Below are 22,846 nucleotides of genomic sequence, written 5' to 3'. Positions count from 1 at the left end.
ACGCTCCAGCTTGCGCTGGGCCTCATCGGACGGCGTCGCCGCCAGCGTTTGCCCAGCGCGGGAACGCGCGGGCCGAGGCGCGGCGGCGGGGCTGCGTACGGCCCGTGCGTCGCCGCCGGTGCGCCGCCACAGAAAACTCGCCAAATGCTCGACGGCGAGCGGCGCGCCCTCGTGTTCGGCCGCATGGCCGATGTTGAGCAGACAGCCGCAGTCGGCCGACACGAGCCGCTCGCATCCTGTCGCACAGGCCGAGGCGACCTTGTCGCGCACCATGGCGCCCGAAATATCCGGATGTTTGAGCGAGAACGTGCCGCCGAAGCCGCAGCATTCCGATTCGCGTTCGTGCTCGACGCGCGTCACGCCCGGCAAGGTATCGACGAGCGCCACACCATGCGCACGCGTGCCCATTTCACGGCGCGCCGCGCACGACGTATGCAGCACCACGCGTTCGTCGCCAAGCGGTGCGGCCATGGCTTCGTCGCCATAGTCCACGTCGAGCACATGAACGAGAAATTCGGTGAGTTCGAAAACGCGCTCGGCCAATTGCCGGGCTTTCGCCTCTTCGGCCGGATGCTCGGCGAACAAGGGCGCCCAATGATGGCGCATCATGCCCGCGCACGAGCCCGACGGCACGACGATCGGCCAGGGTTCGCTGAACATGTCCAGTTGCGCCCGTGCCACGGCGCGCGCTTGCTCGGGATTGCCGCTGCTGTATGCGGGTTGGCCGCAGCAGCTTTGCGCCCGGGGAAAATGGACGACGAGCCCTTCGCGCTCGAGCAGGCGCACCGCATCGAGCCCGGCTTGCGGCACGAACAGATCGACCAAACAGGTGGCGAAAAGATAGACGTCGGTGGGCCGGCGCGTGGGGTAATGCCGTTGCTGCATGTCTCTCTCCTGTGCCATTCGAAGTGCGGCGGACGCGGCGATGGCGATCTGGGCGCATAATTGCCGCAACCGCGGGCGGGTGCAAATTGGTTGGACCAATCGGCGGCGCCGCTGCGGCAGTTCGATGATGCGAGGACGAAGATGGGACAGATCGGAGCCGTGCGTTCTTCGCGCGTGCAAGCGACGATGCGCAAGCTCGAAACGGCTTTGCTCGACGGCACCTGGCCGGCGGGGACGCGCCTGCCTGCCGAGCGCGCGCTTGCCGAACGGTATGCGGTGTCCCGCAACACCATTCGCGAAGCGATCCAACGGCTGGCGGCGCGGGACCTGCTGCAAAGCCGGCGCGGCGCGGGGGTTTACGTGACGGACCGCTTACGCACGAGCGTGGCGTCGCCCTGGGGCGAACTCGTGAGCGACCATCCGGCCCTGCGCGAGGACATCCTCGAATTTCGCCGCGTGCTCGAAGGCGCGACGGCTTACTTTGCCGCGATGCGGGCGACGAAAGAAGAAATCAGAGCGATCACCGGGCTGATGCGCACGCTCGAGCAGGCGCGGCGCGCCGACGACAAGGCGGCCGAGGCGCAGGCCGACGCCAAGCTGCACGAAGCGATTGCGAAGGCGTCGCACAACGCGATGTTCTTGCATCTGCATGCGGGCGTCCTCGGCGTGCTGCGCGAGCACATCACGGCCAACGGCACGGGGCTGCGCGAGCAGGAGGAGAGCGCATCGGAGATGTTGCTGCAGCAGCATCGCATGCTGTGCGAGGCGATTTGCGCCCGCCGGCCCGAAGAAGCGCGCACGGCAATGCAAACGCATATCGACTTCGTGCGCAGCAAGAAGTGAGGCGTAACGCCAACGCAACGACTTCCGCCTCCAGAGAGATTGGTCCAACCACGGGCCGATTTCAGGCAAGGCCGCCGTCGATTCTCCAGATGAGAACATGCCCGGCAACGAGGCCGGGCATCTTCAAGCGAAACAACGCAATCCAAGTGCGGCGCTCAGGCGGTTGGCTTTGGGGCGCGCGCAACCGATGCGGCGGTGCGCGGCAGCTTGGACCAGCGCAGAAGCAGGGGGAACGCCACGCAGCCGATCGCGGCAACGGCGGTGACGAACCCGGCGAGCGCCGACACGGTGCCCGGCATCGCGGCGATCAGATAGATCGCGAGCGAACCCGCCATCAGGTGCATCGCGCCCATCAGGCCCGATGCGGCGCCGGCGTTGTCGGGGAAGCTCGTGACGCCGCCCGCGAACGACAAGGGCACGATGAATCCATTGGCGAGCGTGACGACCGATATCGCGAGAATCATGGGCAGGGGCGTCATTCCGCCGAACCAGCCGGCCGCGAGCAAGCACGCCGCGCCTGCGGCGAGGATAGCGAAGCCGAAGCCGAGCAAGCGATCGATGCCGTGGGTTCTTGCGAAATGACGCGAAGTCAGATTCCCAAAAATATAGGTGGCCGACAGTGTCAGGTAACAGTAGCTGATGGCCTTCGTCGATAGGCCCATGCTGACGAGGATGACGGGCGAGGCGGCGAGGTAGCCGAGATAGGCGGCATAGCCCACGCACAAATTGAGCGCATACGACCAAAAGCGCGGCTGGCCGAGCAGCATCGGATAGCTGCGGAAGGTGCGCATGACATCGTTGTGGCGATTGGACTTGGGCACCGTTTCGGGAATATGGACGGCCAACAGCACGACGGCGAGCACGCCCAGTGCGGCCGTGAATAGGAACGGCGCGCGCCACGAAACATAGGTCGTGATATAGCCCCCGACGAGCGGGGAGAGCGCGGGCGAAGCGCCGACGATCGGCATGATGGTCGTGAACGTGCGCGCGGCGGTCTTCGCGTCGAAGATGTCGCTGACGATCGCGCGCCCGATGACCATGCCGGCGCCCGCGCCGAAAGCCTGGACGATGCGCGCGAGGCCGAACGCCGTCACGTTCGGTGCGAGCGAGCACGCGACCGAGGCGACCGTATAGAGGACCATCCCGCCGATCACGAGACGGCGCCGGCCATAGGCGTCGGACAGCGGGCCGTACACCGCTTGTGCGAGCGCGAGCCCGACGACGTAGACGCTGAACGTGCGCTGTAGCGCCGAGATGGGTGTGCCGAACGCCTGTGCGGCGAGCGGCATGCCGGGGAGATTGATGTCGGAGGCGAGCAGCCCGCTCGCGCTGAGCAAGACCAGCGTCACGAGCAAGATGCCATGCGGAATGGCAAAGCGTGGTTGGTTCATCGATGGATTCCTTTTCTGCTTTCTGCGGTCCCCGGGGTGATCGGGGGAGAGAGATGCGCCATTTGAATGAAGGCGATCTGCCCAGGGATCGGATGCGACGATGTCAGGCGAAAGCTTAGCGGCCGGATATAATGCCGTCCAAGACTTAATTGATCAGAGATGTTGCTGAAAAGGACATAACGATGGAGCTGCAGCAACTGCGGTACTTCGTGGCAGTGGCGGAAACCGAGCATGTGGCGCGCGCGGCGGAGCGGCTGCACATCTCGCAGTCGCCGCTTTCGCGGCAGATTCGGCAGTTGGAAGAGCAGTTGGGGCTGCAATTGTTCGAGCGAATCAAACAGCGCGTGCGCCTGACGCCCGCTGGGCGCGATTTTCTCGAGCAGGCGCGCGATCTGTTGAGCCAGGCTGAGCGTATCGAGGAGCGGGCGCGGCAGGTCGGCAAGGGCGAGGCGTGTTCGGTCTCGATCGGATATTGCGAGGGCGTCATCCACAACGGCCGCCTGCCTGCGGCGTTGCGCCGGTTTCGGGCGACGCATCCGCGGGTCAAGCTGAAATTGTCGGCGATGCGCTCCGGGGAGCAGATCGATGCGCTCGAGCGCTCGATGATCGACGTCGCGTTGGTCTACAACCTTCCCAAGCCGAACGAATCGCTGCAGAGCCGCTTGTTGACGAGCGAGCCGTTCGTCCTGGCGCTGGCGGACGATCACCCGCTTGCCGCGCGCCCGACCATCGCGCCGAGCGATCTCGACGGCATGCCTTGGATTGCGCTGCCCAAGTCGATCAATCCCGCGGCGCGCGAGCGATTTTTGGCGGCGTGCGCGGCTTGCGGTTTCGCGCCGGATATTCAATTCGAAGTCGCGCACGTATCGACGACGCTCGGGCTCGTGAGCGCCGGGCTCGGCCTGGCGGTCATGCAGTCGAGCATGCAGCGTATGAGGCCGCCTGGCGTGGTCTTCAGGCCGATGGACTGGTTGCCGCTGCTCGTCGAGATTCACGTGTTGTGGCGCGCGCGCGCGCAGACGGCGGGCGTGCGGCATTTCATGCGGGCGCTGGAGGAGGTCGAAGAGCGTGCGGTGACGGCCGAGGTTTGAGTTGGCGTGCGGCATTCAAAGCGTCTGATTTTGGGCCGCTGGGGATTGACGGCGCCTGTTCTCTCCTATACTGAGCCCCGCTTATTAGACAAACGAAGGCCAAACCAACGTATTTTCGCTGCGATCGTGCGGCGCAGGATGGTTGTGTGGAGGGCTTCGGTGACACTGAAGGCGAACGCGCGATCGGTTAGCATGCCGCGCTTCGCTATCCAGGCACTGCTCGTCGTGCGCTCCGGCGAAGAGTCGGGCAAGTTCGGCCCCATCGTGCAGCCGTCGACGCCGCAACACTGGGTCGCGCGGCGCTAGCTCGAGAGGCTGTGACAGAATAAATGCACTGGCGCCGCCGCGCTGCGCCAGGCACTAGATAACAAAGAATCTGAGAGATAGATGGAAGAGTTGCTTCCGTATTACGAGCGGGAACTGGCCTATTTGCGGCGCTATTCCGAGGATTTCTGTGTAGAATCGCCCGACTTTGAACGTTGGCGTTTTGTTGGGCCTGACAATGAATACCAACCTGTCTATCCAGGATCTGCGAAACATCGCCACGGGAATGCAGAATATACGCGCGCGAAAGGAGAGGTTGCTGCTTGTCAGCGTGCCGCTCCCCGCCAGACAGCCACCGTCGGGACCAAAGGTGTAGGCCCGAAATCCCGGGATCTCGATGTCATGTCTTGAGTCGTTCATGCTGCCCCGTGCAGTTTTGCGATTCGATTTATTGCTTGTAGTGGACATCTGTGACTTTGCCGATTACTTTTTTTGAGCGTCTGGCCCGGCGGCATTGAGAAGTTTAGTCGGAGGCGTGCCGCCGGAGAAATTCCGTTTGAGCTTTTCTCGGCGCGGGTGCCATCGCAAAGGAGGCTGTATGCAATGCGGAACAGCGGACCTATTGGCAGCGCCGTGGGCGCTCTTGCCCAATCGCCTGGGGGCCATCAGGCGATCACCCACTTGGTCCAGGCAGGAATCGATCTACCTACCGTGAAGCGCATTAGCGGGCACAAGACATTGGCGATGGTGGAGCGGTACGCTCACCAGAACGGAGAGCATATCCAGGCCGCGATGGACACCTTGCAGACCCGGCTAAGGTTGGCGTGACGATCGGCGCCGTTTGCTCGGCACGATTACACAGGAATTACACAAAAGACAAAGGGCTTACGACGCTCGCGCGTGTAAGCCCTTGAATTTCTTGGTAGGCCGTACTGGATTCGAACCAGTGACCAACGGATTAAAAGTCCGCTGCTCTACCAGCTGAGCTAACGACCCGAAGAGGCGAGATTGTAGCGTGGGAGACAGGCATCGTCAACACCGTGCCGCCCGCGCACCTCGCTTTGCTGCTTACTTAACCTGCGCCAGCTTTTGCTGGGCGCTCTGCGCCACGTCCGATCCCGGGTACTGCGAAACGATCTGCTGCAACGTCTTGCGAGCCGCCGCCTTCTGGCCTTGCTCCAATTGGTTGTTCGCGATCGCGAGCAGCGCTTCGGGGGCGCGCGGGTGCTGCGGGTAGTTCTTTACGATGCCCTGCCAAACCGTCGTCGATCCCTTGTAGTCGCGCAGGGCATACAGCGCGTTGCCGAGCCAGTACTGCGCCGTCGGCTGGTAGGGACTTTGCGGGTACTTCGCGACGAAATCGCGAAATGCCGCCGCGGCCCCTTTGTAATCGCCGCTGCGAAACTGCTGCGACGCCGCGTTGAACGCCTCCGTTTCACCGGGCTGCACCGCGCCTTGGACGCCGTCCACCGTCTGTTGCTGCGGCTCGAACTTCTTGAGCCGCGTATCCAGATCGGTGTAGTAGTCCTTCTGTTGCTTCTGCAGCGTGGCGACCTGGTTCGTCAAATCCTCGTTCTGCCCGCGCACCGTCGCGATCTGCTGGTTCAGCTGATCGATGCGCCCCTGCTGATCGAGCAGCGTGCGCTGCGCGGCGGCCAGTTGGCTCGTGAGGTTGTCGGTCTTTGCGCGCAGGTCGAGAATGGCCTGGCGCGCCTGGTCGTCGTCGAACAGGCCCGCGTGCGCCGGCCCGGCGACAAGCGCCGAGGCGGCCACGCATACGGCTGCGGTGCCTCGCAGCCAGGAGAAACGGTGCGTCATACGCGTTGTCACCCGTTACGAATTACTGATAGACGATATCCGCGCGGCGGTTTTGCGCCCACGAAGCTTCGTCGTGACCCGTCGCCAACGGCTTTTCTTTGCCCAGGCTAACGGCTTCGATTTGCGAATCCTGCACGCCCAGGGTCTCCAGGCCTTGCTTGACCGCTTCCGCACGCTTTTGGCCCAGCGCGAGGTTGTACTCGCTCGTACCGCGCTCGTCGGTATTGCCTTGGATCAGAACGTGGCGTTGCGGATGGCTCTTCAGGTAAGCCGCGTGCGATTGCAACAGCGATTGATATTCCGGCTTGACCGAGTAGCTGTCGAAGTCGAAATACACACTGCGCTTGGCCAGCGGGCTGTTCGGATTGTTCAGCTCGTCGACCGTCACCGGCGCGACTGCGTTCGGGTTCGGCTGCGTGCCGACCGCACCCTGCGAGGGGTTCTCGTTGAGCTTCGTGCCCGAATGGCAGGCCGCCAGCGCGCCGACCAACATTACCGCAAACGCGAAACGAAGTTTGGACATCATTTTTTTACTCTCCTTGTGTGTCATTGCATAAAAGGACCCCAAGACGGCTCGCGCACGCTGCCGCCCTGAACGGACAGGATTTGCCGAGTCCGACCGTCGGTCGAAACCGCAGCCAAGACGCCACGGCCGTTCACCTGAGTGGCGTAAAGAATGTACTGACCGTTCGCCGCGAAACTCGGCGATTCGTCATGGACGGTGTCCGTCAGGGCCGTTGCGACGCCGGTCTGGAGGTCCTGGACATAAAGCTTGAACGCTCCGCCGACGCGCGAGATATAGGCGAGTTCCTTGCCGTCCGGGCTCACGCGCGGGCTCGTGTTATAGCTGCCGGTGAAGGTCACGCGCTGCGCGGCGCCCGCGCTTTCGCCCGCGGCCGGCATCTTGTAGATCTGCGGCTGGCCGCCGCGATCGCTCGTGAAATAGATCCACTGGCCGTCGGGAGAGTAGAACGGCTCCGTATCGATCGACGTGCTCTGCGACAGGCGGTGCAGGCCGCCGCCGTTGGCGTTGACGGCCCAAATCTGGGTGTTGCCCGTGCGCGAGAGCGCAACGGCCACGGTGCGGCCATCGGGTGACCACGCGGGCGCGCTGTTGTTGCCCTTCTGATCGGAGACGACGACGCGGCGGCCCGTGGGCAAGTCGTGAATGTAGACGATGGGCTTGCGTTTCTCGAACGAGACGTAGGCCACCTTCGTGCCGTCGGGCGACCAGGCCGGCGAGATGATCGGCTCGGGGCTGGACAGGGCGACGTGCGCGTCTTGGCCGTCCGAATCGGAAATTTGCAGTTGATACCGGCTGCCGACCTTGATCACGTACGACAGCCGCGTCGCGAACACGCCCCGGGTGCCGAGCAGTTTTTGATAGATGTAGTCGGAGATCTTGTGTGCCGTGAGCCGCAAGCTGTCTTGAGGCGTCGTAAACGACAAGCCGCCCAGGCTTTGCCCCTTCACCGTATCGTAAAGGCGGAATCGCACGTCGTATTGGCCGTTGGCGGCGCGCGTCACGCTGCCGGCCACGAACGCGTTGGCGCCTTTCGCTTTCCATGCGCCCAGATCGACGGAGTCGTTTTCCGAGACGGGGGCGGAGCCTGCGTCGATGTTCGTGAACTTGCCGCTACGCTGCAAGTCTTGGCGAACGATCTCGCTGATCGATGTCTGAGCGCTCGATTCCCCTGCGAAATTGGCCGTTGCGATTGGGTACTGTGTGGAGCCGACGCCCGTCACGAGCACGTTCAACTGCGCATGCGCGGCACTGGCCGACGCAATCAGGCACGACGCCAGCAATGTCCTCAAGCCTAGTTTCGTCATCAAACTCATGCTGAAAATCCCATAAAGCGAAAAAATGGCACGACAGCAAAGAGACTACGGGATGCAGGAATCGTTCCTGACAATGCGTAGTGCACGGCGTCTCTCACGTCTGTCCCTCAGCTCGAGCCGGCCGGCCGCAACGTGATCAAGAACGAGGCCGGCGCTTTCCCGTTGATGTCGAGGGGCATCGGGTTCGACGCGTTCACGGCATTGGCCGCCGCCGCATCCCACTGAGGATTGCCGCTGCTCTTTTGGATCGAAACGGACAGCAATTGGCCATCGGGCGCGCAATGCACGGAAACGACGGTTTCGAGCCCTTCGGTCGCACCGGCCCAAATGATATTGGGCTTGACGCGCCTGCGCACTTTGTCGGCGTAGCCGGGCGAGGCCGACGTCCCGCCCGAGCCGCTGCCCGTGCCGCTTTTCGCAAGGCCGTTGCCGCCTTCACTTTGACCCGCCATGCCTTGCAATTGCGAAAGCCGCGCGCGCCGCTCCTGTTCGAGCTGCTGCTTCTGCTTGGCTTGCTGCTGCGCGAGCGCCTTCGCCTTGGCGGCCTTTTCCTCGGCGGCTTTTTCCGCTTCCGCCTTCTTTTCCGCTTCCGCCTTTTGTTGGGCTTCGAGCTGCTGTTGCTTCAGTTGCGCTTGCTTCTGTTGCTCCGCCTGTTGCTGCTCTCGCTGTTTCTGAGCTTGCGCCTGCTGCTGCTTGAGCTTGTCGGCAGCGGCCTTTTGCGCGGCGAGACGCACCGCTTGTTCGCGCGCCTGCGCTTCCTGGCGCTTGGCCTGCTCTTGTTGCTCTTGCAGCGCCTTCTGACGCTGTTGTTCCGCGAGCTGCGCGGCCCGCTGCGCAGCTTCCTGCTCCTTGCGTTTCTTCTCCTGCAGCGCGATGTCCGCCTGCTCTTGATCGACGGGCGGCGCAGGTTGCACACGCACGGGCGGGGCGGGCGGGGCAGGGGGCTGCGTAGGCGTGGGCGTGGGCGGAATGTCCGTCCAGATCTCGGCTTCCGCGCCCGCGGGCGTGCTGTTCTGCCAATGGATGCCGTGATAGAGGAACAGGCCCAGCAACACGTGCATGACGAGCGCAAGCGCGAACGCGCGCCAAGTGCCGCGCTCGCGAGGCGGTTGCAGCGGGTAGACGGACTGCTTGCGGTTCATTGCGGTTTGACGAGCAGGCCCACGCGCTTGACGCCGCGCGCCTTCAAGTCGGACATCACGTTCATGACCGCTTCGTATTGCACGGTCTTATCGGCGGCGATCACGACGGGTTGGTCCGGGTGCGAGGCCTCGCGTTCGGTCACGAAGGCGGCCAGATCGGCGCGCGTCATCTGTTGCTCTTGCGAGCCGCCCGCGTCGTCTTTGTAGCGAACGGTCATCTTCCCGTCGCCGCGAACGTTGACGACGACGGGCGGTGTTTGCTGCTGGGGCGCGGCGCCGCCGACCGTGGGCAGATTCACGATCGAAGGCGCGACGAGCGGCGCCGTCACCATGAAGATGACGAGCAGCACCAGCATGACGTCGATATACGGCACGACGTTGATGTCGGCCATCGCCCGGCGGGAACGGCCGCCGCGCATGCTGGAACGATTGGTGGAGCCGGCCATCGCGTACTCCTTAATGCGCCTGGCGCTGCAAGATGTTCGAGAATTCTTCGATGAACGTTTCGAAGCGGATCGCGAGGCGATCGATGTCGTGCGCGTAACGGTTGTAGGCGACGACAGCCGGGATCGCCGCGAACAGGCCGATGGCCGTGGCCGTCAGCGCTTCCGCGATACCCGGCGCGACATTGGCGAGCGTCGCCTGCTGCACGTTGGCCAGGCCGCGGAACGCGTTCATGATGCCCCAAACCGTGCCGAACAAACCGATGTACGGGCTCACGGAACCGACCGAGGCCAGAAAAGCGAGGTTCGCTTCGAGCACATCCATTTCGCGTTGGAACGCGGCGCGCATCGCGCGGCGCGCGCCATCGAGAATCGCGCCCGGATCGTTGATCCGCCTTTCTTTTCCCTTCAAGAACTCGCGCATGCCCGACTCGAAGATTCGCTCGAGCCCGCCGATCGTGTGGCGATTGTTCGCCGCGCTTTGATACAGCGCCTGCAGGTCGCCGCCCGACCAGAAGTCGCGTTCGAATTGTTCAGTTTGCGCCCGCGCGCGCCGGATGGCAAACCACTTGCGGAAGATGAACGTCCACGACATCAGCGACAGCAAGAGCAGCAGCCCCATCACCGCTTGCGCGAGCACGCTCGCATTGAGGACTAGGGAAACGATCGATAAGTCTTGTGCGTTGTTCATAAAGGATGGGCTTATGCGTCGGAACGGGCAGGGCTCGCTGCAAGGCGCGAATAGGGTTTTAGTCGGGCAATTGAAAGCGCCGCCGCTTCAACGCCACACCCCGCTTGGTATCGACCGGCACGATACAAGTTCATGGACGTAGACTCAACGGAAATTAAGCGCCTGCCGTTGACATGCCCGCTGCAACTGCTAGCGGGTCGCTTCGTAGCGCCGCCGATATCGAATCCGGCAAGGCGACGGGCTTGAGTGTGACACGATCGACGCAGCCGACGCGCACTTTGCCCACGGCTAAGACGCCGCCGGCGCGATGCGCTTCCTGGACGAACTCGACGCTCGCTTTGCCGAGCCGCTCGATGCGGCTCGCGATCGTCAGCATGTCGTCCAGGCGCGCCGGCGAGCGATATTGCACAGCCGTTTCGCTGACGACGAAGACGATGCCGCACTGCTCGGCCAGCTTGCGTTGATCGATGCCGCATGCGCGAAGCCATTCGGTGCGAGCGCGCTCGAAAAACTTCAGGTAATTGGCAAAAAAGACAATGCCGCCTGCGTCGGTATCTTCGTAGTACACGCGTAGCGGCCAGTCGAAAGTGAATTGCACGCCGCCATGGCTGGTAGGCTGGTTCATGGCCCGGCATTTTACCGGATCGCGCGCCCCGGTCTCGAAATTGCGTAAAAACTTCCCCAATTGCCTATTGGTGGCGCTTCCAATACACTATCGCGCTCATCCCTGCGTGACTGGCGATAAGACCCTAGGGGTCAAGGTGGAGCAACCCACCGTGAAGCGCAGGGTGCCGTTTTGCCGTTCGCCTGGGCAGCCGAATATTGCGCGCCGTCGTTTGCGCCGCCAGCGGTTGCCTTGCCCGCGTAACGGAATCCTCCGCCACGCCAGGGCTGGCTTACCGCCAGCAGCGCGAGCGTACGACCGGTACGTGTCCCGCGCGCGATTCGGCCAACCTGTACACCCTTAACGGAACGCGTATGTTTGACAGAGCCCAAAGCACGATCGCCAACGTCGATCCCGAGATCTGGAACGCCATCCAGCAAGAAAATCACCGCCAAGAAGAGCACATCGAGCTCATCGCGTCGGAAAATTACACGAGTCCGGCCGTGATGGCCGCGCAAGGCTCGCAGCTCACCAACAAATACGCCGAGGGCTATCCCGGCAAGCGCTATTACGGCGGCTGCGAGTACGTCGACGTGGTGGAGCAGCTCGCGATCGACCGCGTGAAGGCGCTGTTCGGCGCCGAAGCCGCGAACGTGCAGCCGAATTCGGGCTCGCAGGCGAACCAGGGCGTGTTCTTCGCGATGCTCAAGCCCGGCGACACGATCATGGGCATGAGCCTGGCCGAAGGCGGTCACTTGACGCACGGCTCGCCCGTGAATATGTCGGGCAAGTGGTTCAACGTCGTGAGCTACGGGCTGAACGAAGCGGAAGACATCGATTACGACGCCGCCGAAAAGCTGGCGCAGGAGCACAAGCCGAAACTGATCGTCGCGGGCGCATCGGCATTCGCGCTGCGCATCGACTTCGAACGTCTGGCGAAGATCGCGAAGTCGGTGGGCGCGTACCTGATGGTCGACATGGCGCACTACGCCGGCCTCATCGCGGCAGGCGTGTATCCGAACCCGGTGCCGCACGCCGATTTCGTCACCACCACCACGCACAAGAGCCTGCGCGGCCCGCGCGGCGGTGTGATCCTGATGAAGGCCGAGTACGAGAAGCAGATCAACTCGGCTATCTTCCCCGGGATTCAAGGCGGCCCGCTCATGCACGTGATCGCCGGCAAGGCCGTTGCGTTCAAGGAAGCGGCTTCGCCCGAGTTCAAGGTCTACCAGCAGCAAGTCGTGGATAACGCGCGCGTATTGGCTGAAACGCTCGTCAAGCGCGGCCTGCGCATCGTCTCGGGGCGCACGGAAAGCCACGTGATGCTCGTCGATCTGCGTGCGAAGAAGATCACCGGCAAGGCGGCCGAGGCGGCGCTCGGCGCGGCGCACATCACCGTCAACAAGAACGCGATTCCGAACGACCCGGAAAAGCCGTTCGTGACGAGCGGGGTTCGTCTGGGCTCGCCCGCCATGACCACGCGCGGCTTCGGCACGAAGGAAGCCGAGCAGGTGGGCAACTTGATCGCCGACGTGCTCGACAATCCGGAAGACGCCGCTACGATCGAACGCGTGCGCGCCCAGGTGGCCGAGCTGACGAAGCGGTTCCCGGTCTATCGTTGATCGGCCATGCGCTGCCCCTTCTGCCGGCACGAAGATACGCAAGTGGTCGACTCGCGCGTATCGGAGGACGGCGCCGCGATTCGGCGGCGCCGCCGCTGCCCAGCCTGCGATAAGCGTTTTACGACGTACGAGCGGGTTGAGCTGACGCTGCCGGCGGTCGTCAAGAAGGACGGCAGCCGCAGTGAGTTCGACCGCCGCAAGATTGCCGCGAGCATGCAGCTCGCATTGCGCAAGCGCCCGGTTTCCGCCGAGGCGATCGACGCGGCGGTGGCGCGCATCGAGTATCAACTGCTCGGCAGCGGCGAGCGCGAAGTGCGCAGCGAACGGCTTGGCGAACTCGTCATGAACGAACTGCTGCAGTTGGACAAGATCGCCTATGTGCGTTTCGCTTCCGTCTACCGGCGCTTCGAAGACGTGTCCGATTTCGAGGACGTGATCGAGGAGTTTCGCCGGCCGAAACCCGAAAAGCCCACCCGCAAGCGCTGATTTCCCTTCTCGCTTCATCCTGCTGTTCCCCGCTGTCCGCAATCGATAGATACGACGCGTCATTGTCGGATTGGTCGCATGCGCGCGCCATTCGGCCGAACGGCATATGGTGGCGCATGCCTTCACGCGATAGATTGGGCTCCTGCCGATGACGGGAAGGAGGAGAGATGCCGGGCGTATCCGAGTGTGGGCGTATTGCACGGCGGGGCCGGTCGCGGCGCGGCGGTTTTTCGCTGGTCGAGCTGCTGGTCGTCACCGTGCTCGTGGCGTCGAGCGCATTGATCGCGACGCCGGTCTTCTCCGCTTGGCACACGCGGGACCGAATCGATGCCGCGGCTAGGGCATTGCTCGCCGGTCTGACGCTCGCGCGCGGCGAGGCCATGGCGCGCGGCACGCGTGTCGTCGTCTGTCCTGCCGATGCGCAAGCCCAGTGCTTGCCGAAGGGACATCGCTGCACGGGCGGGGTGCAGGGCTGGTCCTGCGGCTGGATGGTGGTTGTCGACCCCGAGCGTGCCGCCCAGGTGCTGCGTGTGTATCGACGTCCGTCCGGCGTCTCGATCGCAGCCGCTGCGGGTGCTGTCGAATTCACTCCGCCGGCCGGGCAAGTGATCGGCGGCTTTCGGAAATTCGAGCTCGCGGCCGCGGGCCGGACGGTGATCGGGCAGAGCGGCGCCTGGAACCGCTGCATCCGCATCGCCGCGGGTGGGAGAGTGCGGCTGGAGCACGGCGCCTGCACCGGACGGGCGCGAGCATGAGAAGCCGCTTTTCGCCTGCTCGGCGGCGCGCCGGCACGTCTTTGCTCGAAGTGCTCATCGCGCTTTCGCTCGTGGCAAGTGCCGTCCTGGGCGCGGCTGCCGCGCAACTCGCGGCGCTGCGCGGCGCCGGTTCGGCTGCCCATCGCGAGCAAGCAGCGTGGATTGCCGCGTCCGTTGCCGAGGCAATGGCGGCCGGGCAAGGGCTTTCGTTCCGCTTGGCTCATATGCGCGAGCGCGCCGGTGCAGTCCTGCCGGGTGCTCGCGTATCGATGGTCGCCGAAGCGGGCGGCGCCGGCACGGCCGTCGTGCAGTGGCCGCACGAGCCGGACCAGCCCGAGCAGGGCCGAGCGTCTCGGCACGGCTCGTGTTCGCCTCTGGACAGCGGCGCCCCTTCGCGCTGCATCGCACTGCCGTTTGCGAGCCGCCCATGACGGCAGCCGAGATTGCGCCTCGGCCCTCGCAGCGGCTGCAAGCGGGGCACACGCTGCTCGAATGGCTCATCGCGGCGGCGCTGGGACTCGTCGTGCTCGCCGGTGCGTTGACGTTGTATCGATCGCAGCGCGACGCCTTCGCGCGAGCGGCCGATGCCGCATGGATGCGCGAGGCTGGCACGGCGGCGCTGACGATCGTCGGTCAGCACGTTCAATTGGCTGGGTTCGCACCGGTCGATCAGTCGGCGCTGCGTTCGAATGTGACGCCGGGCCTCTTCGGTTGCCAAGGCATGCGGGCCGTTCCGGGCGCACCCGCCGACGACTTCCGCTGCGTGCTTCGTGCGTCCGACCCGGCGGACTCGGACGGTATCGTCGTGCGCTACGCGGACAACGCGATAGCCACCTGGGCCAGCGCGTCGGGCGAACCAACCGATTGCCTCGGGCAAGGCGTCGAACGCCAGGGCGAATACGCCGTGATCGTCAACCGGTTTTATGTCTCCCAGCCGCCCGGGCGGGAGGAGCCCGAGCTCTACTGCTTCGGCAACGGGCACGCTAGGACGCCGCAGCCGCTCGTCGAGGGCATCGAGCGCCTGTCGCTGCGCTACTGGCTGCGTGGGGCGGCCGAGCCGGTCGGCGCCCGCTCGATCGTACCCGCGCAGTGGGCGGACGTGGCGGCGGTCGATGTATGCGTCGTCGTTCGCGGCCGGCGGCCCGCGGTGGGCACGTCGTTCGTCGATTGCGACGGCCGGCGTGCAAAGGGCAAAGACGGGCGGGGGCGCCTTTCTCTGTTGCGCCACGTCGTCGTGCGCAATCATGAGGTGGCGCGATGAGCGTTGCACGAGACCGTGCGGGCCGACCGTGCGAGCGGCGCGAACGACGCGGTGGCGTCGATCGCGTTCGGTGCGCCGAAGCGACCGCCCGCGCGCGCAAGCAGGGGCGTACGTTGCGTGAACGCGCGCCGGCTGTGCATCGTGGCGTTGCGCTGCCGAGCGCGCTCATGCTCGCCGCGATGATGCTGGCTACGTCGGCGGCTTGGCTGGAAGCGTCGATTGCGCAAACCCGCCGCGCAGCGAATGTCCATGAGTACTTGCGCGCGAGCCAGGCTGCGCAGAGCGCGTTGACGTTATGCGACGACGCGTTGCGCGCCGGGGCCGCGCCCGTCATGTCCGCGCCGCACGGGCGGCCCCCGCATTGGACGACGGCCGCAGCGTTCGATCGTCTCGCCGCATACGAGCCGGTTCCTTTTTGGCCAGGATCGGCACGGCCGCCGCAATGCCTGATCGAAGAGGCGCGCTTCGAAGGAAATGCCGATGCATACGGTTATTGGATCACCGCTCGCGGCTTCGGTGCGAATGAGGGGACGCGAGCGGTGCTGCAACTCGTGATCAGGCGGGAAGGGGAGCACGAGCGACGCGCGTGGAGACGCATCGTTGCCGAAGGAGCCGCACGGTGATGCGACCGTACACGCGCGGGGTGCAGCGCCGCGGCTTTTCGATGCTGGAACTCGTCATCGCATTGGCTATGCTGGCGGTGTTGGCGAGCTATGGGATGCCGGCATACGTCGCCTATGCGGCCCGCGGTCATCGTATCGAAGCGGTAGTCGCGCTCCATCGGGCCGCCCAGTATGCGGCTGTCCGAATGGCCGAATTTGGCGTCCATGCCGAACTCGCATTGCCGGCTGGCCTCGATCGGGCGCCCGAGCATGGCCGCATCGCCTACCGCATCGAATGGGTGCCGGGCGCGGATAGCCGCGGCGGCTATGAAATTTGGGCGATACCGGTCGATGGCGGGCCTATGCATGGCGACGCGTGCGGGACGTTCGTGCTCGACCAGTTCGGTGTGCGCTCCAATCGCGATGCACGGGCAACGGGCGTCGATGCGCAGGCGTGCTGGGCCGGACGTGCGGCATAGGCAGAGAAGCAGAGAACTGCGCCGTACAGCCGCCGCTTCTCGGGTGTGCTTGTTGGGTTCTCGCTCAGCCTACACGCCCGCCAACGGGACACCTGCTACGACGCATCGCTCGCGCCGTCCGCCGTGTCCTGCTCGTTCGGCTTGCGCGACGACAAGTAGCTCCACAGGCGCAGCCCGGCCCAACTGGCGGCGCCGAGCGCTCCCCACTTCAGCAGTGGTTTTGCGCCGGCTGCCACGGTGGCGCGCAGCGGCTTGGTCAAGACGACCGACGCGAGCGAACTGACCAGCGGATGACTGAGCACCCAGTCACTCAGCGTTGCATTCACGCCGCGGCCCGTGGTCTTGGCGCGCGCGCGGCCGGGCCCGAAGCCGGGCACGAGCAGCTTGAGCCAACTCAGATTGGCGAACTTGCGGTGCAGCTCCAAGCGCGCCTGGACGAATTCGGATCGTTCCACCTCGGCGCGCAGCAGCAGCAACTCTTTGTGGACCGCGCGCATCTGCGGAGTGCTCGAATCGTGCACCGGCGAGCTGCGGCGGTGCGTGGAGCTAGGCGATGGGGTTTGGCTCATGGGGCAGGGGGTCGTCCAAAAGGCCGGCGGTTGTGCTCAGGGCTCACGGAACATCTCGCGATCCTTCTCGAACTCGCGCAGCGTGGCTGCGAAGACGATCGGCGCGACATGCAGGCCCGCACGAGCGCGCAACGCGCAGATCACGGCGCCGATCGCATAGACGGCGGTGATGCCGGCCAGCACTTGCCAACGGTAGCTGTCCCAGAAGGCGACCGCGATCAGCGCGGTGAGGCTGATCAGGGCCAACATGGCGAACATCACGGCGACGAGCCCCAGAAAAATCACGGCGACGATGCGTTCGCGCTCCTCGGCAAGCTCGACGCCGATCAACTCGAGCCGAGTGTGCAGGAGAGCGAACACCGATGAGATCATGCGGCGCAGCGGCCCGTGGCTAGGGTGCGGCGAATGGGTATCGTTTGGCATGGATTGGCGAGAAAGCATGCAATGCGACAGCCGGGTGCGGCAACGGCGCCTAACGCGAACATGCGAACATGCGCGCTCGACGCCGGCCGTATCCGGCAAAAGCTCGCGGGGAAAGGACGCGAGCCGCCCTTCGCGTGAGCGAGTTTACTTGCGGTTGATGAGCAAGCCGACGACTACGCCGATGCCCGCCGCGACGCCGATAGCGGTCCAAGGATGTTCGTGGACGTAATCGTCGGTGGCGCGCGCCGCCTTCTTACCTTTTTCTACAACGACGACTTGCACGTCCGCCGCTTTTTCCTTCGCTTGCTTCAAACGGCTCAATGCCGTTTCGCGCAGCTCGGAGGCGCGCTCGCCCGTCGCACTAGCGGCCTGTTTCAGCAGATCCTCGGCGTCCGAGAGGACGGTTCTGATATCGGACATCAATCTCTCCTTGTTGACTTCTGACATTAGAGCTCCCTTTTGTTTCATGCATGCATCGTATCAAAGATAGGTCACTTGGCGGCGCGCCGCGCTATAGCTCGCATCCCGCATGAACCGTTCCCGACGCACGCATGATCAGCATGCGCGTCCTATCGCGTGAGGAGATGACCTGGGTCAAAAGGCGAAAGCGCCGCGCAGCCCTAGCGAACTTGCAAAGCGGTTGCGGCGGCCGGCGGCGCGCGCACCTCGAGGCGGCGAACGGGCAGCGAACGCGAAGCCTTCGCGAAGCGAGCGGCTCCGGTTCGCCGGTTTGATCAGAAGAAAGCTTGGATCCCGGTTTGCGCGCGCCCGAGGATCAGGGCGTGGATATCGTGGGTGCCTTCGTACGTGTTGACGACTTCGAGGTTCACGAGGTGACGCGCTACGCCGAATTCGTCGGAAATACCGTTGCCGCCGAGCATGTCGCGCGCGAGCCGGGCGATATCGAGCGCCTTGCCGCATGAATTGCGCTTCATGATCGACGTGATTTCGGTCGCGGCCGTGCCCTCGTCCTTCATGCGGCCCAGACGCAACACGCCTTGCAAGCCTAGCGTGATCTCTGTCTGCATGTCGGCCAATTTCTTCTGGATCAACTGGTTCGCGGCGAGCGGGCGGCCGAACTGCTTGCGATCGAGCACGTACTGACGCGCCGTGTGCCAGCATGCCTCGGCCGCCCCGAGCGCACCCCAAGCAATGCCGTAGCGGGCCGAGTTCAGGCACGTGAACGGGCCGCGCAGGCCGCTCACGTGGGGCAGCATGTTCTCCTGCGGCACGAAGACTTCATCCAGCACGATTTCGCCCGTGATCGACGCACGCAAGCCCACCTTGCCGTGGATGGCCGGCGCCGTCAGTCCTTTCCAGCCCTTTTCGAGGATGAAGCCGCGGATCGTGTCCGAGCCGTTTTCTTCGAGCTTCGCCCAGACCACGAAGACATCGGCGATCGGCGAATTCGTGATCCACATCTTCGCGCCGGAGAGGGAATAGCCGCCGTCGACCTGGCGCGCTCGTGTGACCATGCTGCCCGGGTCCGAGCCGTGATTGGGCTCGGTCAAGCCGAAGCAGCCGATCCATTCGCCCGTCGCGAGCTTGGGCAGATACTTCGCCTTTTGCGCGTCCGAGCCGAATTCGAAGATCGGCACCATGACGAGCGACGATTGGACCGACATCATCGACCGATACCCCGAATCCACGCGCTCCACTTCGCGCGCGATCAAGCCGTAGCTGACGTAGTTCAGGCCGGGGCCGCCGTACGCCTCGGGAATCGTGGGGCCGAGCAGCCCCAGTTCGCCCATTTCGCGAAAGATCTCGACGTCGGTTCGCTCGTGGCGGAACGCCTCGGTGACGCGCGGCAGCAGCTTGTCCTGCGCGTAGGCGTGCGCGGCATCGCGCACCATCCGTTCTTCTTCGGCCAGTTGCTGATCGAGCAGCAGCGGATCATCCCAATGGAAGCGGGCGGCGTCGGCCATCGTCATCTCCTTTCGATGCTTGATTAGATGCTTGACTAAAGTTCCGCTGTGCGAAACACTGTTTTGCAAATTACACATGACGGAGTTTATCACCCACCAATGGCTGCATCCACTGCCGTTTCTTTGACTACGTCTTCCTCGGAAGCATCGGCGCTGCCAGAGGGCGTCGATGAGCGCAAATTCGTCGTCGCGCTCGCCCGCGGGCTCGAATTGCTGCGCGCTTTTCGGCCCGGGGACACGCTGCTCGGCAATCGCGACTTCGTCGCGCGCACGGGTTTGCCCAAGGCAACCGTCAATCGTCTGGCGTATACGCTGACGGTGCTCGGCTATTTGCGATTCGACGAAGCGCTTGGTAAATACGCCCTCGACGCCGGCGTGCTCTCGCTCGGGTTCGGCCTATTGGCGGGCACCGACACGCTCGAACTCGCGCGCTCGCACATGCGCGAGCTGGCGCGCGAGGTGGGTGCCGCAGTGTCGCTCGGGTGTCGTGACGGGCTCGACATGATCTATCTCGAGACGATACGCAGCGAGACGGCGCTCACGCTGGGGCTTGCGTCGGGCTCGCGGTTGTCCATGCTGACGAGTTCGATGGGCCGCGCCTATCTCGCCGTCATCGGCGGCGAGGAACGCGAGGCGCTGCTCACGGAACTGACGCACGCGGCGGGTGACGGGCCGACCGGCGCGGCGCTGGCCGACGCTGCGCGGCGCGAAATTGCGGCGTTCGCGCAGCAAGGCTGCTGCTTTTCGTTTCGCGACTGGCATGAGGACGTCAACGCCGTGGCAGTGCCGTTTCGCGATCCGCGAGACGGCCGCTGGCTCGTGTTCAGTTGTAGCGGGCCGGCGTCGTCGATGGGCGAGGATGTATTTCGCGAGCGCGTTGCGCCGCGTCTGCGCGCCTTGGCGCGCCGGCTGGGTCACGCGCGCTGACGGTGTTCGCGCGTCTAGTCGCGCGTGGACAGCGCCTGCGTTGGGACGGTGAGTGTCGAGGGCCGCGGGGTGGAGGCTCAGAGGCTCAACGGCCCAGCGCTCAGCGGCTTAGCGCCTCAGCAGCTTAGCGGTTTAGCCGCTCAGCGTTCGGCGCAGGCTTTCTTGGGTTCGAACAGCGGGCCTTGAACGAAGCGGGCGCCGAACTGCTGCAGCGAGTCGAACTGAATTTCGTTGGCGACGCGGTCGAAGATCAGCGGAATGCCGAGCCGGTTGGCATAACTGAGCAGGGGTTTGGCCATCGCGTCGCGCAACACCGCGCCGCCGTCGATCTTGATGAAGTCCAGCCGCGCCATGTCGGACACCGACAAGATGTGCCCCGCATTGGGCAGATTGCCCGCCACCTTGAAACCGTAGCGCTGGTAATTGTTGACCAGATAGCCGAGGAACGTGCGATGCGCGACGGCCGCACTCGGCAATTCGATCACGACGCGAGAGGGGTTGAGCCCGAACCCGAGCAGCACCGACGAAAAGTGCTGCCCATGATCGTATTTGACGCTCTTGAGCAAGCGCTCGTGAACGCGCAAGAACAGCAAGCCGTGGCGCTGCGCCCCGAAGAAATTGATGGCGTGCAGGGTGCGCGCGAGCCGGTCGAGCGCAACGAGTTCGCGATCGTCGGCCACGGTGTCGAACGGGTCGAAGGCGGCGCCGTCCGTCCGCTCGGTCAGCCCCTGGAACCCAAGCTCGTCGCCGAAGCGGTCCGCGCGCTCGGGCGAGGTCCACAACGTTTGAATCCCGTTCATGCTGACGTCGAAGATCGGCTGATAAGCGCTCTCCAGCCGCACGCCCCGAAAGCCCGCGTAGGCGGTCCCCTCGCGCTCGTCGAGCGAGACGTATTCGCGCAGAGAGGGGTGATCGGCGGCTCGGGTGACGAGCGCGGGAATAGTGGGCGAGATCATCGGGAAGAAAAGGGCACGCAGCGACGATAGTAGCAGGCTGCGCGATATCGGCATCAGCCGAATACTTATATCGATAGTTGCGCGGTTTCTTCCATCGGGGTTTACGTTTATTTAACTATGCGTAATTCGTTTTACTATGCGTAAATTCCGCGACGCGACGGATCGTCGCGCGGCGAACCGCACCCCTGTCCCATGGAGGCTCCGTCGATGACCTCATCTTCGGGTCGCGCCCATTTGCGCACCGACGCCCGACTGATCGATCCCGATGCGTTCTACGAAGCGTTGATCGACATGCATCGCGATTTATCGGACGAAACGAGCGCGCTCGTGAACGCGAAGCTCATTCTCTTGCTGGCCAACCACATCGGCGACATCGCCGTGTTGCGCGAAGCGATGGCGTTGGCGCGGCAAGACGCGCCGGTCGGCGGTTCCGGCTCACCTTCAGCCGCCCAGAAAAATACGGAGACATAACCGATGAACACCGAGCCGGCGAAAGCCGACGTCATTGAAGTGGAGCGCGTGCTAGACGGCACGCGCCACCCCGCATTTCATTTCATGCTGCTGTTGCTCACGGCGCTCTCGCTCGTCATCGACGGGTTCGACGCGCAGGCAATGGGCTACGTGGCCCCGAGCGTGATCGCCGAGTGGCATGTCTCGAAGGCGGCGCTCGGCCCCGTCTTCAGCGCTAGCTTGTTCGGCATGCTGCTTGGCGCGTTGGGCCTGTCGGTGCTGGCCGATCGCGTCGGACGACGGCCCGTGCTGATCGGCGCGACCCTCGCATTCGCGGCGCTGATGCTCGCGACGCCGTTCGCCACGTCGATTCCCGCCTTGATCGCTCTGCGCTTCGTTACCGGCCTGGGCCTGGGCTGCATCATGCCCAATGCGATGGCGCTCGTCGGCGAGTTCTCGCCGCAGGCGCATCGCGTCAAGCGAATGATGCTGATCTCTTGCGGTTTCACGGTGGGCGCCGCGCTGGGCGGCTTCGTCAGTGCGGCGCTGATTCCTTCCTACGGCTGGCGCGCGGTGTTCTACGTGGGCGGAATCGTGCCGCTCGCGCTCGGGGTGGCCATGGTGTTCGCACTGCCCGAATCGCTGCAGTTTCTCGTTCTGAAAGGCCGGATGGAACGAGCCAAAGCGTGGCTAAGGAAGTTCGATCCGGCGCTCGCCATCGGCGCGCACACGCGGCTTGCCGTGCGCGAGCGCAACGACGAGGGCGCCCCCGTCGCCGAGCTGTTTCGGGCAGGCCGCACACCCGTGACGCTGCTCCTGTGGGCGATCAGTTTCATGAATCTGATCGATTTGTACTTCCTCTCCAACTGGCTGCCGACCGTGATGCGCTCGGCCGGCTACACGCCGGGCACCGCTGTGCTCGTCGGCACGACGCTGCAGACGGGCGGCGTCATCGGCACGCTCACGCTCGGATGGCTCATCGAACGCTACGGCTTCGTGCGCGTGTTGTTCGGCGCGTTTGCTTGCGCCGTCGTGTTCGTCGGGATCATCGGCAGCGTCGCTCACCTGCTGCCTTGGTTGCTGGCCGCCGTATTCGCCGCGGGCTTTTGCATCGTGGGCGGTCAGCCCGCCGTCAATGCGCTGGCGGGGCAGTACTACCCCACCGCGCTGCGCTCGACGGGCATCGGTTGGAGCCTTGGCATCGGCCGCGTCGGCTCGGTGCTCGGCCCGCTCGTCGGCGGCCAGTTGATCGCGCTTCAGTGGTCCGATGCGGCGCTGTTTCATGCGGCTGCCGCGCCCGTGCTCTGTTCGGCGCTTTTCGTCGTCGTGCTTGCCGGTGCGACGCGCGGGCGCGGGGTGCAAGCGCCTGCCATCGTATAG

At 64.5% G+C, this 22,846-nt stretch carries 27 protein-coding genes, 1 tRNA gene, 1 pseudogene and 1 riboswitch; of the genes and pseudogenes, 14 read left to right on the top strand and 15 right to left on the bottom strand.

Annotated elements, in window-relative coordinates:
- Positions 1 to 105: 105 nt before the first annotated feature.
- A pseudogene (locus tag QQS38_RS09670) lies at positions 106 to 885 on the bottom strand ((Fe-S)-binding protein); the annotation flags it as partial.
- A 141-nt stretch (positions 886 to 1,026) separates the two neighbouring features.
- Between QQS38_RS09670 and QQS38_RS09665 the strand changes: the two are divergent.
- Complete coding sequence (locus QQS38_RS09665; RefSeq protein ID WP_479645152.1) at positions 1,027 to 1,728, top strand: FadR/GntR family transcriptional regulator; 702 nt, start codon at positions 1,027 to 1,029, stop codon at positions 1,726 to 1,728.
- Positions 1,729 to 1,883: 155 nt separating this feature from the next.
- On the opposite strand, the gene QQS38_RS09660 is transcribed toward QQS38_RS09665, so the two are convergent.
- Positions 1,884 to 3,119, bottom strand: coding sequence for a multidrug effflux MFS transporter (locus tag QQS38_RS09660; RefSeq protein ID WP_479645151.1), 1,236 nt, complete (start codon positions 3,117 to 3,119; stop codon positions 1,884 to 1,886).
- Positions 3,120 to 3,301: 182 nt separating this feature from the next.
- On the opposite strand from QQS38_RS09660, the gene QQS38_RS09655 reads away from it, so the two are divergent.
- The 3 genes from QQS38_RS09655 (at position 3,302) to QQS38_RS09645 (ending at position 5,302) form a co-directional block, all read left to right on the top strand.
- Positions 3,302 to 4,210: a LysR substrate-binding domain-containing protein gene (locus QQS38_RS09655; protein WP_479645150.1), complete on the top strand. Its 909-nt coding sequence runs from the start codon at positions 3,302 to 3,304 to the stop codon at positions 4,208 to 4,210.
- Positions 4,211 to 4,597: 387 nt separating this feature from the next.
- Positions 4,598 to 4,885 carry a hypothetical protein gene (locus tag QQS38_RS09650; RefSeq protein WP_479645387.1) on the top strand — a complete coding sequence of 96 codons (288 nt, stop codon included), beginning with the start codon at positions 4,598 to 4,600 and terminating at the stop codon, positions 4,883 to 4,885.
- A 192-nt stretch (positions 4,886 to 5,077) separates the two neighbouring features.
- Positions 5,078 to 5,302 carry a tyrosine-type recombinase/integrase gene (locus QQS38_RS09645; protein ID WP_479645149.1) on the top strand — a complete coding sequence of 75 codons (225 nt, stop codon included), beginning with the start codon at positions 5,078 to 5,080 and terminating at the stop codon, positions 5,300 to 5,302.
- 92 nt (positions 5,303 to 5,394) lie between these two features.
- On the opposite strand, the gene QQS38_RS09640 is transcribed toward QQS38_RS09645, so the two are convergent.
- From QQS38_RS09640 to ybgC, 8 genes are all read right to left on the bottom strand, one after another.
- Positions 5,395 to 5,470, bottom strand: a tRNA-Lys gene (locus tag QQS38_RS09640).
- A 72-nt stretch (positions 5,471 to 5,542) separates the two neighbouring features.
- On the bottom strand, positions 5,543 to 6,292 hold the full coding sequence (ybgF, locus tag QQS38_RS09635) for a tol-pal system protein YbgF (protein WP_479645148.1): 750 nt from the start codon (positions 6,290 to 6,292) through the stop codon (positions 5,543 to 5,545).
- Between the two features lie 22 nt (positions 6,293 to 6,314).
- Positions 6,315 to 6,818, bottom strand: a complete 504-nt coding sequence (gene pal, locus QQS38_RS09630; protein ID WP_479645147.1) for a peptidoglycan-associated lipoprotein Pal — start codon at positions 6,816 to 6,818, stop codon at positions 6,315 to 6,317.
- 20 nt (positions 6,819 to 6,838) lie between these two features.
- On the bottom strand, positions 6,839 to 8,131 hold the full coding sequence (gene tolB, locus QQS38_RS09625; RefSeq protein ID WP_479645146.1) for a Tol-Pal system beta propeller repeat protein TolB: 1,293 nt from the start codon (positions 8,129 to 8,131) through the stop codon (positions 6,839 to 6,841).
- A 107-nt stretch (positions 8,132 to 8,238) separates the two neighbouring features.
- Positions 8,239 to 9,273, bottom strand: a complete 1,035-nt coding sequence (tolA, locus tag QQS38_RS09620) for a cell envelope integrity protein TolA (RefSeq protein WP_479645145.1) — start codon at positions 9,271 to 9,273, stop codon at positions 8,239 to 8,241.
- On the bottom strand, positions 9,270 to 9,719 hold the full coding sequence (gene tolR, locus QQS38_RS09615; protein ID WP_479645144.1) for a protein TolR: 450 nt from the start codon (positions 9,717 to 9,719) through the stop codon (positions 9,270 to 9,272). The genes tolA and tolR overlap by 4 nt, the downstream gene beginning before the upstream one ends.
- Positions 9,720 to 9,729: 10 nt before the next feature.
- Positions 9,730 to 10,407, bottom strand: coding sequence for a protein TolQ (tolQ, locus tag QQS38_RS09610; protein WP_102608820.1), 678 nt, complete (start codon positions 10,405 to 10,407; stop codon positions 9,730 to 9,732).
- A 154-nt stretch (positions 10,408 to 10,561) separates the two neighbouring features.
- Positions 10,562 to 11,032 carry a tol-pal system-associated acyl-CoA thioesterase gene (ybgC, locus tag QQS38_RS09605; RefSeq protein ID WP_479645143.1) on the bottom strand — a complete coding sequence of 157 codons (471 nt, stop codon included), beginning with the start codon at positions 11,030 to 11,032 and terminating at the stop codon, positions 10,562 to 10,564.
- Between the two features lie 96 nt (positions 11,033 to 11,128).
- Positions 11,129 to 11,227, top strand: a riboswitch (ZMP/ZTP riboswitch).
- A 158-nt stretch (positions 11,228 to 11,385) separates the two neighbouring features.
- Here ybgC and glyA point away from each other — a divergent pair.
- The 7 genes from glyA (at position 11,386) to QQS38_RS09570 (ending at position 16,216) form a co-directional block, all read left to right on the top strand.
- Complete coding sequence (glyA, locus tag QQS38_RS09600) at positions 11,386 to 12,633, top strand: serine hydroxymethyltransferase (protein ID WP_479645142.1); 1,248 nt, start codon at positions 11,386 to 11,388, stop codon at positions 12,631 to 12,633.
- A 6-nt stretch (positions 12,634 to 12,639) separates the two neighbouring features.
- Positions 12,640 to 13,119: a transcriptional regulator NrdR gene (nrdR, locus tag QQS38_RS09595; protein WP_479645141.1), complete on the top strand. Its 480-nt coding sequence runs from the start codon at positions 12,640 to 12,642 to the stop codon at positions 13,117 to 13,119.
- A gap of 167 nt (positions 13,120 to 13,286) precedes the next feature.
- On the top strand, positions 13,287 to 13,874 hold the full coding sequence (locus QQS38_RS09590) for a GspH/FimT family protein (protein ID WP_479645140.1): 588 nt from the start codon (positions 13,287 to 13,289) through the stop codon (positions 13,872 to 13,874).
- Positions 13,871 to 14,305: a hypothetical protein gene (locus QQS38_RS09585; RefSeq protein WP_479645139.1), complete on the top strand. Its 435-nt coding sequence runs from the start codon at positions 13,871 to 13,873 to the stop codon at positions 14,303 to 14,305. The genes QQS38_RS09590 and QQS38_RS09585 overlap by 4 nt, the downstream gene beginning before the upstream one ends.
- Positions 14,302 to 15,135, top strand: coding sequence for a PilW family protein (locus tag QQS38_RS09580; protein ID WP_479645138.1), 834 nt, complete (start codon positions 14,302 to 14,304; stop codon positions 15,133 to 15,135). Before QQS38_RS09585 ends, QQS38_RS09580 begins: the two co-directional genes overlap by 4 nt.
- Positions 15,132 to 15,758 carry a pilus assembly PilX family protein gene (locus QQS38_RS09575; RefSeq protein WP_479645137.1) on the top strand — a complete coding sequence of 209 codons (627 nt, stop codon included), beginning with the start codon at positions 15,132 to 15,134 and terminating at the stop codon, positions 15,756 to 15,758. Before QQS38_RS09580 ends, QQS38_RS09575 begins: the two co-directional genes overlap by 4 nt.
- Positions 15,758 to 16,216 (top strand): type IV pilin protein, encoded by a 459-nt coding sequence (locus QQS38_RS09570; RefSeq protein WP_479645371.1) that lies wholly within the window; start codon positions 15,758 to 15,760, stop codon positions 16,214 to 16,216. Before QQS38_RS09575 ends, QQS38_RS09570 begins: the two co-directional genes overlap by 1 nt.
- 95 nt (positions 16,217 to 16,311) lie before the next feature.
- Here QQS38_RS09570 and QQS38_RS09565 read toward each other — a convergent pair whose 3' ends face one another.
- From QQS38_RS09565 to QQS38_RS09550, 4 genes are all read right to left on the bottom strand, one after another.
- Positions 16,312 to 16,785, bottom strand: a complete 474-nt coding sequence (locus QQS38_RS09565) for a DUF3318 domain-containing protein (RefSeq protein WP_479645136.1) — start codon at positions 16,783 to 16,785, stop codon at positions 16,312 to 16,314.
- 36 nt (positions 16,786 to 16,821) lie between these two features.
- Positions 16,822 to 17,208: a phage holin family protein gene (locus tag QQS38_RS09560; protein WP_479645135.1), complete on the bottom strand. Its 387-nt coding sequence runs from the start codon at positions 17,206 to 17,208 to the stop codon at positions 16,822 to 16,824.
- 144 nt (positions 17,209 to 17,352) lie between these two features.
- Positions 17,353 to 17,655: an ElaB/YgaM/YqjD family protein gene (locus QQS38_RS09555; protein WP_479645134.1), complete on the bottom strand. Its 303-nt coding sequence runs from the start codon at positions 17,653 to 17,655 to the stop codon at positions 17,353 to 17,355.
- A gap of 287 nt (positions 17,656 to 17,942) precedes the next feature.
- The gene (locus QQS38_RS09550; protein WP_479645133.1) at positions 17,943 to 19,133 is read right to left on the bottom strand and encodes an acyl-CoA dehydrogenase; all 1,191 of its coding nucleotides are present in this window, start codon (positions 19,131 to 19,133) and stop codon (positions 17,943 to 17,945) included.
- Positions 19,134 to 19,232: 99 nt separating this feature from the next.
- Here QQS38_RS09550 and QQS38_RS09545 point away from each other — a divergent pair, with 99 nt between their 5' ends.
- A complete protein-coding gene (locus QQS38_RS09545) occupies positions 19,233 to 20,060 on the top strand; it encodes an IclR family transcriptional regulator (protein ID WP_479645132.1) in 828 nt (275 codons plus the stop codon).
- A gap of 140 nt (positions 20,061 to 20,200) precedes the next feature.
- Here the strand turns inward: QQS38_RS09545 and QQS38_RS09540 are convergent, their stop codons facing one another.
- Positions 20,201 to 21,016 carry an EAL domain-containing protein gene (locus QQS38_RS09540; RefSeq protein WP_479645370.1) on the bottom strand — a complete coding sequence of 272 codons (816 nt, stop codon included), beginning with the start codon at positions 21,014 to 21,016 and terminating at the stop codon, positions 20,201 to 20,203.
- Positions 21,017 to 21,223: 207 nt separating this feature from the next.
- Between QQS38_RS09540 and QQS38_RS09535 the strand changes: the two genes are divergently transcribed.
- Entirely contained in the window at positions 21,224 to 21,487 is a 264-nt protein-coding gene (locus tag QQS38_RS09535; RefSeq protein ID WP_479645131.1) for a DUF2783 domain-containing protein, read from the top strand.
- 3 nt (positions 21,488 to 21,490) lie between these two features.
- Positions 21,491 to 22,846 (top strand): MFS transporter, encoded by a 1,356-nt coding sequence (locus QQS38_RS09530; RefSeq protein WP_479645130.1) that lies wholly within the window; start codon positions 21,491 to 21,493, stop codon positions 22,844 to 22,846.

It is taken from the genome of Trinickia sp. Z7 (assembly GCF_056498045.1).
Note: the sequence above shows the minus strand (reverse complement) of the source record. Positions and strands in the feature narration are given on the sequence as shown.

Bases quoted from the DNA above. Each gene is read 5' to 3' on its own strand.
- QQS38_RS09665 (WP_479645152.1), top strand. From the start codon at position 1,027: ATGGGACAGATCGGAGCCGTGCGTTCTTCGCGCGTGCAAGCGACGATG.
- QQS38_RS09660 (WP_479645151.1), bottom strand. From the start codon at position 3,119: ATGAACCAACCACGCTTTGCCATTCCGCATGGCATCTTGCTCGTGACG.
- QQS38_RS09655 (WP_479645150.1), top strand. From the start codon at position 3,302: ATGGAGCTGCAGCAACTGCGGTACTTCGTGGCAGTGGCGGAAACCGAG.
- QQS38_RS09650 (WP_479645387.1), top strand. From the start codon at position 4,598: ATGGAAGAGTTGCTTCCGTATTACGAGCGGGAACTGGCCTATTTGCGG.
- QQS38_RS09645 (WP_479645149.1), top strand. From the start codon at position 5,078: ATGCGGAACAGCGGACCTATTGGCAGCGCCGTGGGCGCTCTTGCCCAA.
- ybgF (WP_479645148.1), bottom strand. From the start codon at position 6,292: ATGACGCACCGTTTCTCCTGGCTGCGAGGCACCGCAGCCGTATGCGTG.
- pal (WP_479645147.1), bottom strand. From the start codon at position 6,818: ATGATGTCCAAACTTCGTTTCGCGTTTGCGGTAATGTTGGTCGGCGCG.
- tolB (WP_479645146.1), bottom strand. From the start codon at position 8,131: ATGAGTTTGATGACGAAACTAGGCTTGAGGACATTGCTGGCGTCGTGC.
- tolA (WP_479645145.1), bottom strand. From the start codon at position 9,273: ATGAACCGCAAGCAGTCCGTCTACCCGCTGCAACCGCCTCGCGAGCGC.
- tolR (WP_479645144.1), bottom strand. From the start codon at position 9,719: ATGGCCGGCTCCACCAATCGTTCCAGCATGCGCGGCGGCCGTTCCCGC.
- tolQ (WP_102608820.1), bottom strand. From the start codon at position 10,407: ATGAACAACGCACAAGACTTATCGATCGTTTCCCTAGTCCTCAATGCG.
- ybgC (WP_479645143.1), bottom strand. From the start codon at position 11,032: ATGAACCAGCCTACCAGCCATGGCGGCGTGCAATTCACTTTCGACTGG.
- glyA (WP_479645142.1), top strand. From the start codon at position 11,386: ATGTTTGACAGAGCCCAAAGCACGATCGCCAACGTCGATCCCGAGATC.
- nrdR (WP_479645141.1), top strand. From the start codon at position 12,640: ATGCGCTGCCCCTTCTGCCGGCACGAAGATACGCAAGTGGTCGACTCG.
- QQS38_RS09590 (WP_479645140.1), top strand. From the start codon at position 13,287: ATGCCGGGCGTATCCGAGTGTGGGCGTATTGCACGGCGGGGCCGGTCG.
- QQS38_RS09585 (WP_479645139.1), top strand. From the start codon at position 13,871: ATGAGAAGCCGCTTTTCGCCTGCTCGGCGGCGCGCCGGCACGTCTTTG.
- QQS38_RS09580 (WP_479645138.1), top strand. From the start codon at position 14,302: ATGACGGCAGCCGAGATTGCGCCTCGGCCCTCGCAGCGGCTGCAAGCG.
- QQS38_RS09575 (WP_479645137.1), top strand. From the start codon at position 15,132: ATGAGCGTTGCACGAGACCGTGCGGGCCGACCGTGCGAGCGGCGCGAA.
- QQS38_RS09570 (WP_479645371.1), top strand. From the start codon at position 15,758: ATGCGACCGTACACGCGCGGGGTGCAGCGCCGCGGCTTTTCGATGCTG.
- QQS38_RS09565 (WP_479645136.1), bottom strand. From the start codon at position 16,785: ATGAGCCAAACCCCATCGCCTAGCTCCACGCACCGCCGCAGCTCGCCG.
- QQS38_RS09560 (WP_479645135.1), bottom strand. From the start codon at position 17,208: ATGCCAAACGATACCCATTCGCCGCACCCTAGCCACGGGCCGCTGCGC.
- QQS38_RS09555 (WP_479645134.1), bottom strand. From the start codon at position 17,655: ATGTCAGAAGTCAACAAGGAGAGATTGATGTCCGATATCAGAACCGTC.
- QQS38_RS09550 (WP_479645133.1), bottom strand. From the start codon at position 19,133: ATGGCCGACGCCGCCCGCTTCCATTGGGATGATCCGCTGCTGCTCGAT.
- QQS38_RS09545 (WP_479645132.1), top strand. From the start codon at position 19,233: ATGGCTGCATCCACTGCCGTTTCTTTGACTACGTCTTCCTCGGAAGCA.
- QQS38_RS09540 (WP_479645370.1), bottom strand. From the start codon at position 21,016: ATGATCTCGCCCACTATTCCCGCGCTCGTCACCCGAGCCGCCGATCAC.
- QQS38_RS09535 (WP_479645131.1), top strand. From the start codon at position 21,224: ATGACCTCATCTTCGGGTCGCGCCCATTTGCGCACCGACGCCCGACTG.
- QQS38_RS09530 (WP_479645130.1), top strand. From the start codon at position 21,491: ATGAACACCGAGCCGGCGAAAGCCGACGTCATTGAAGTGGAGCGCGTG.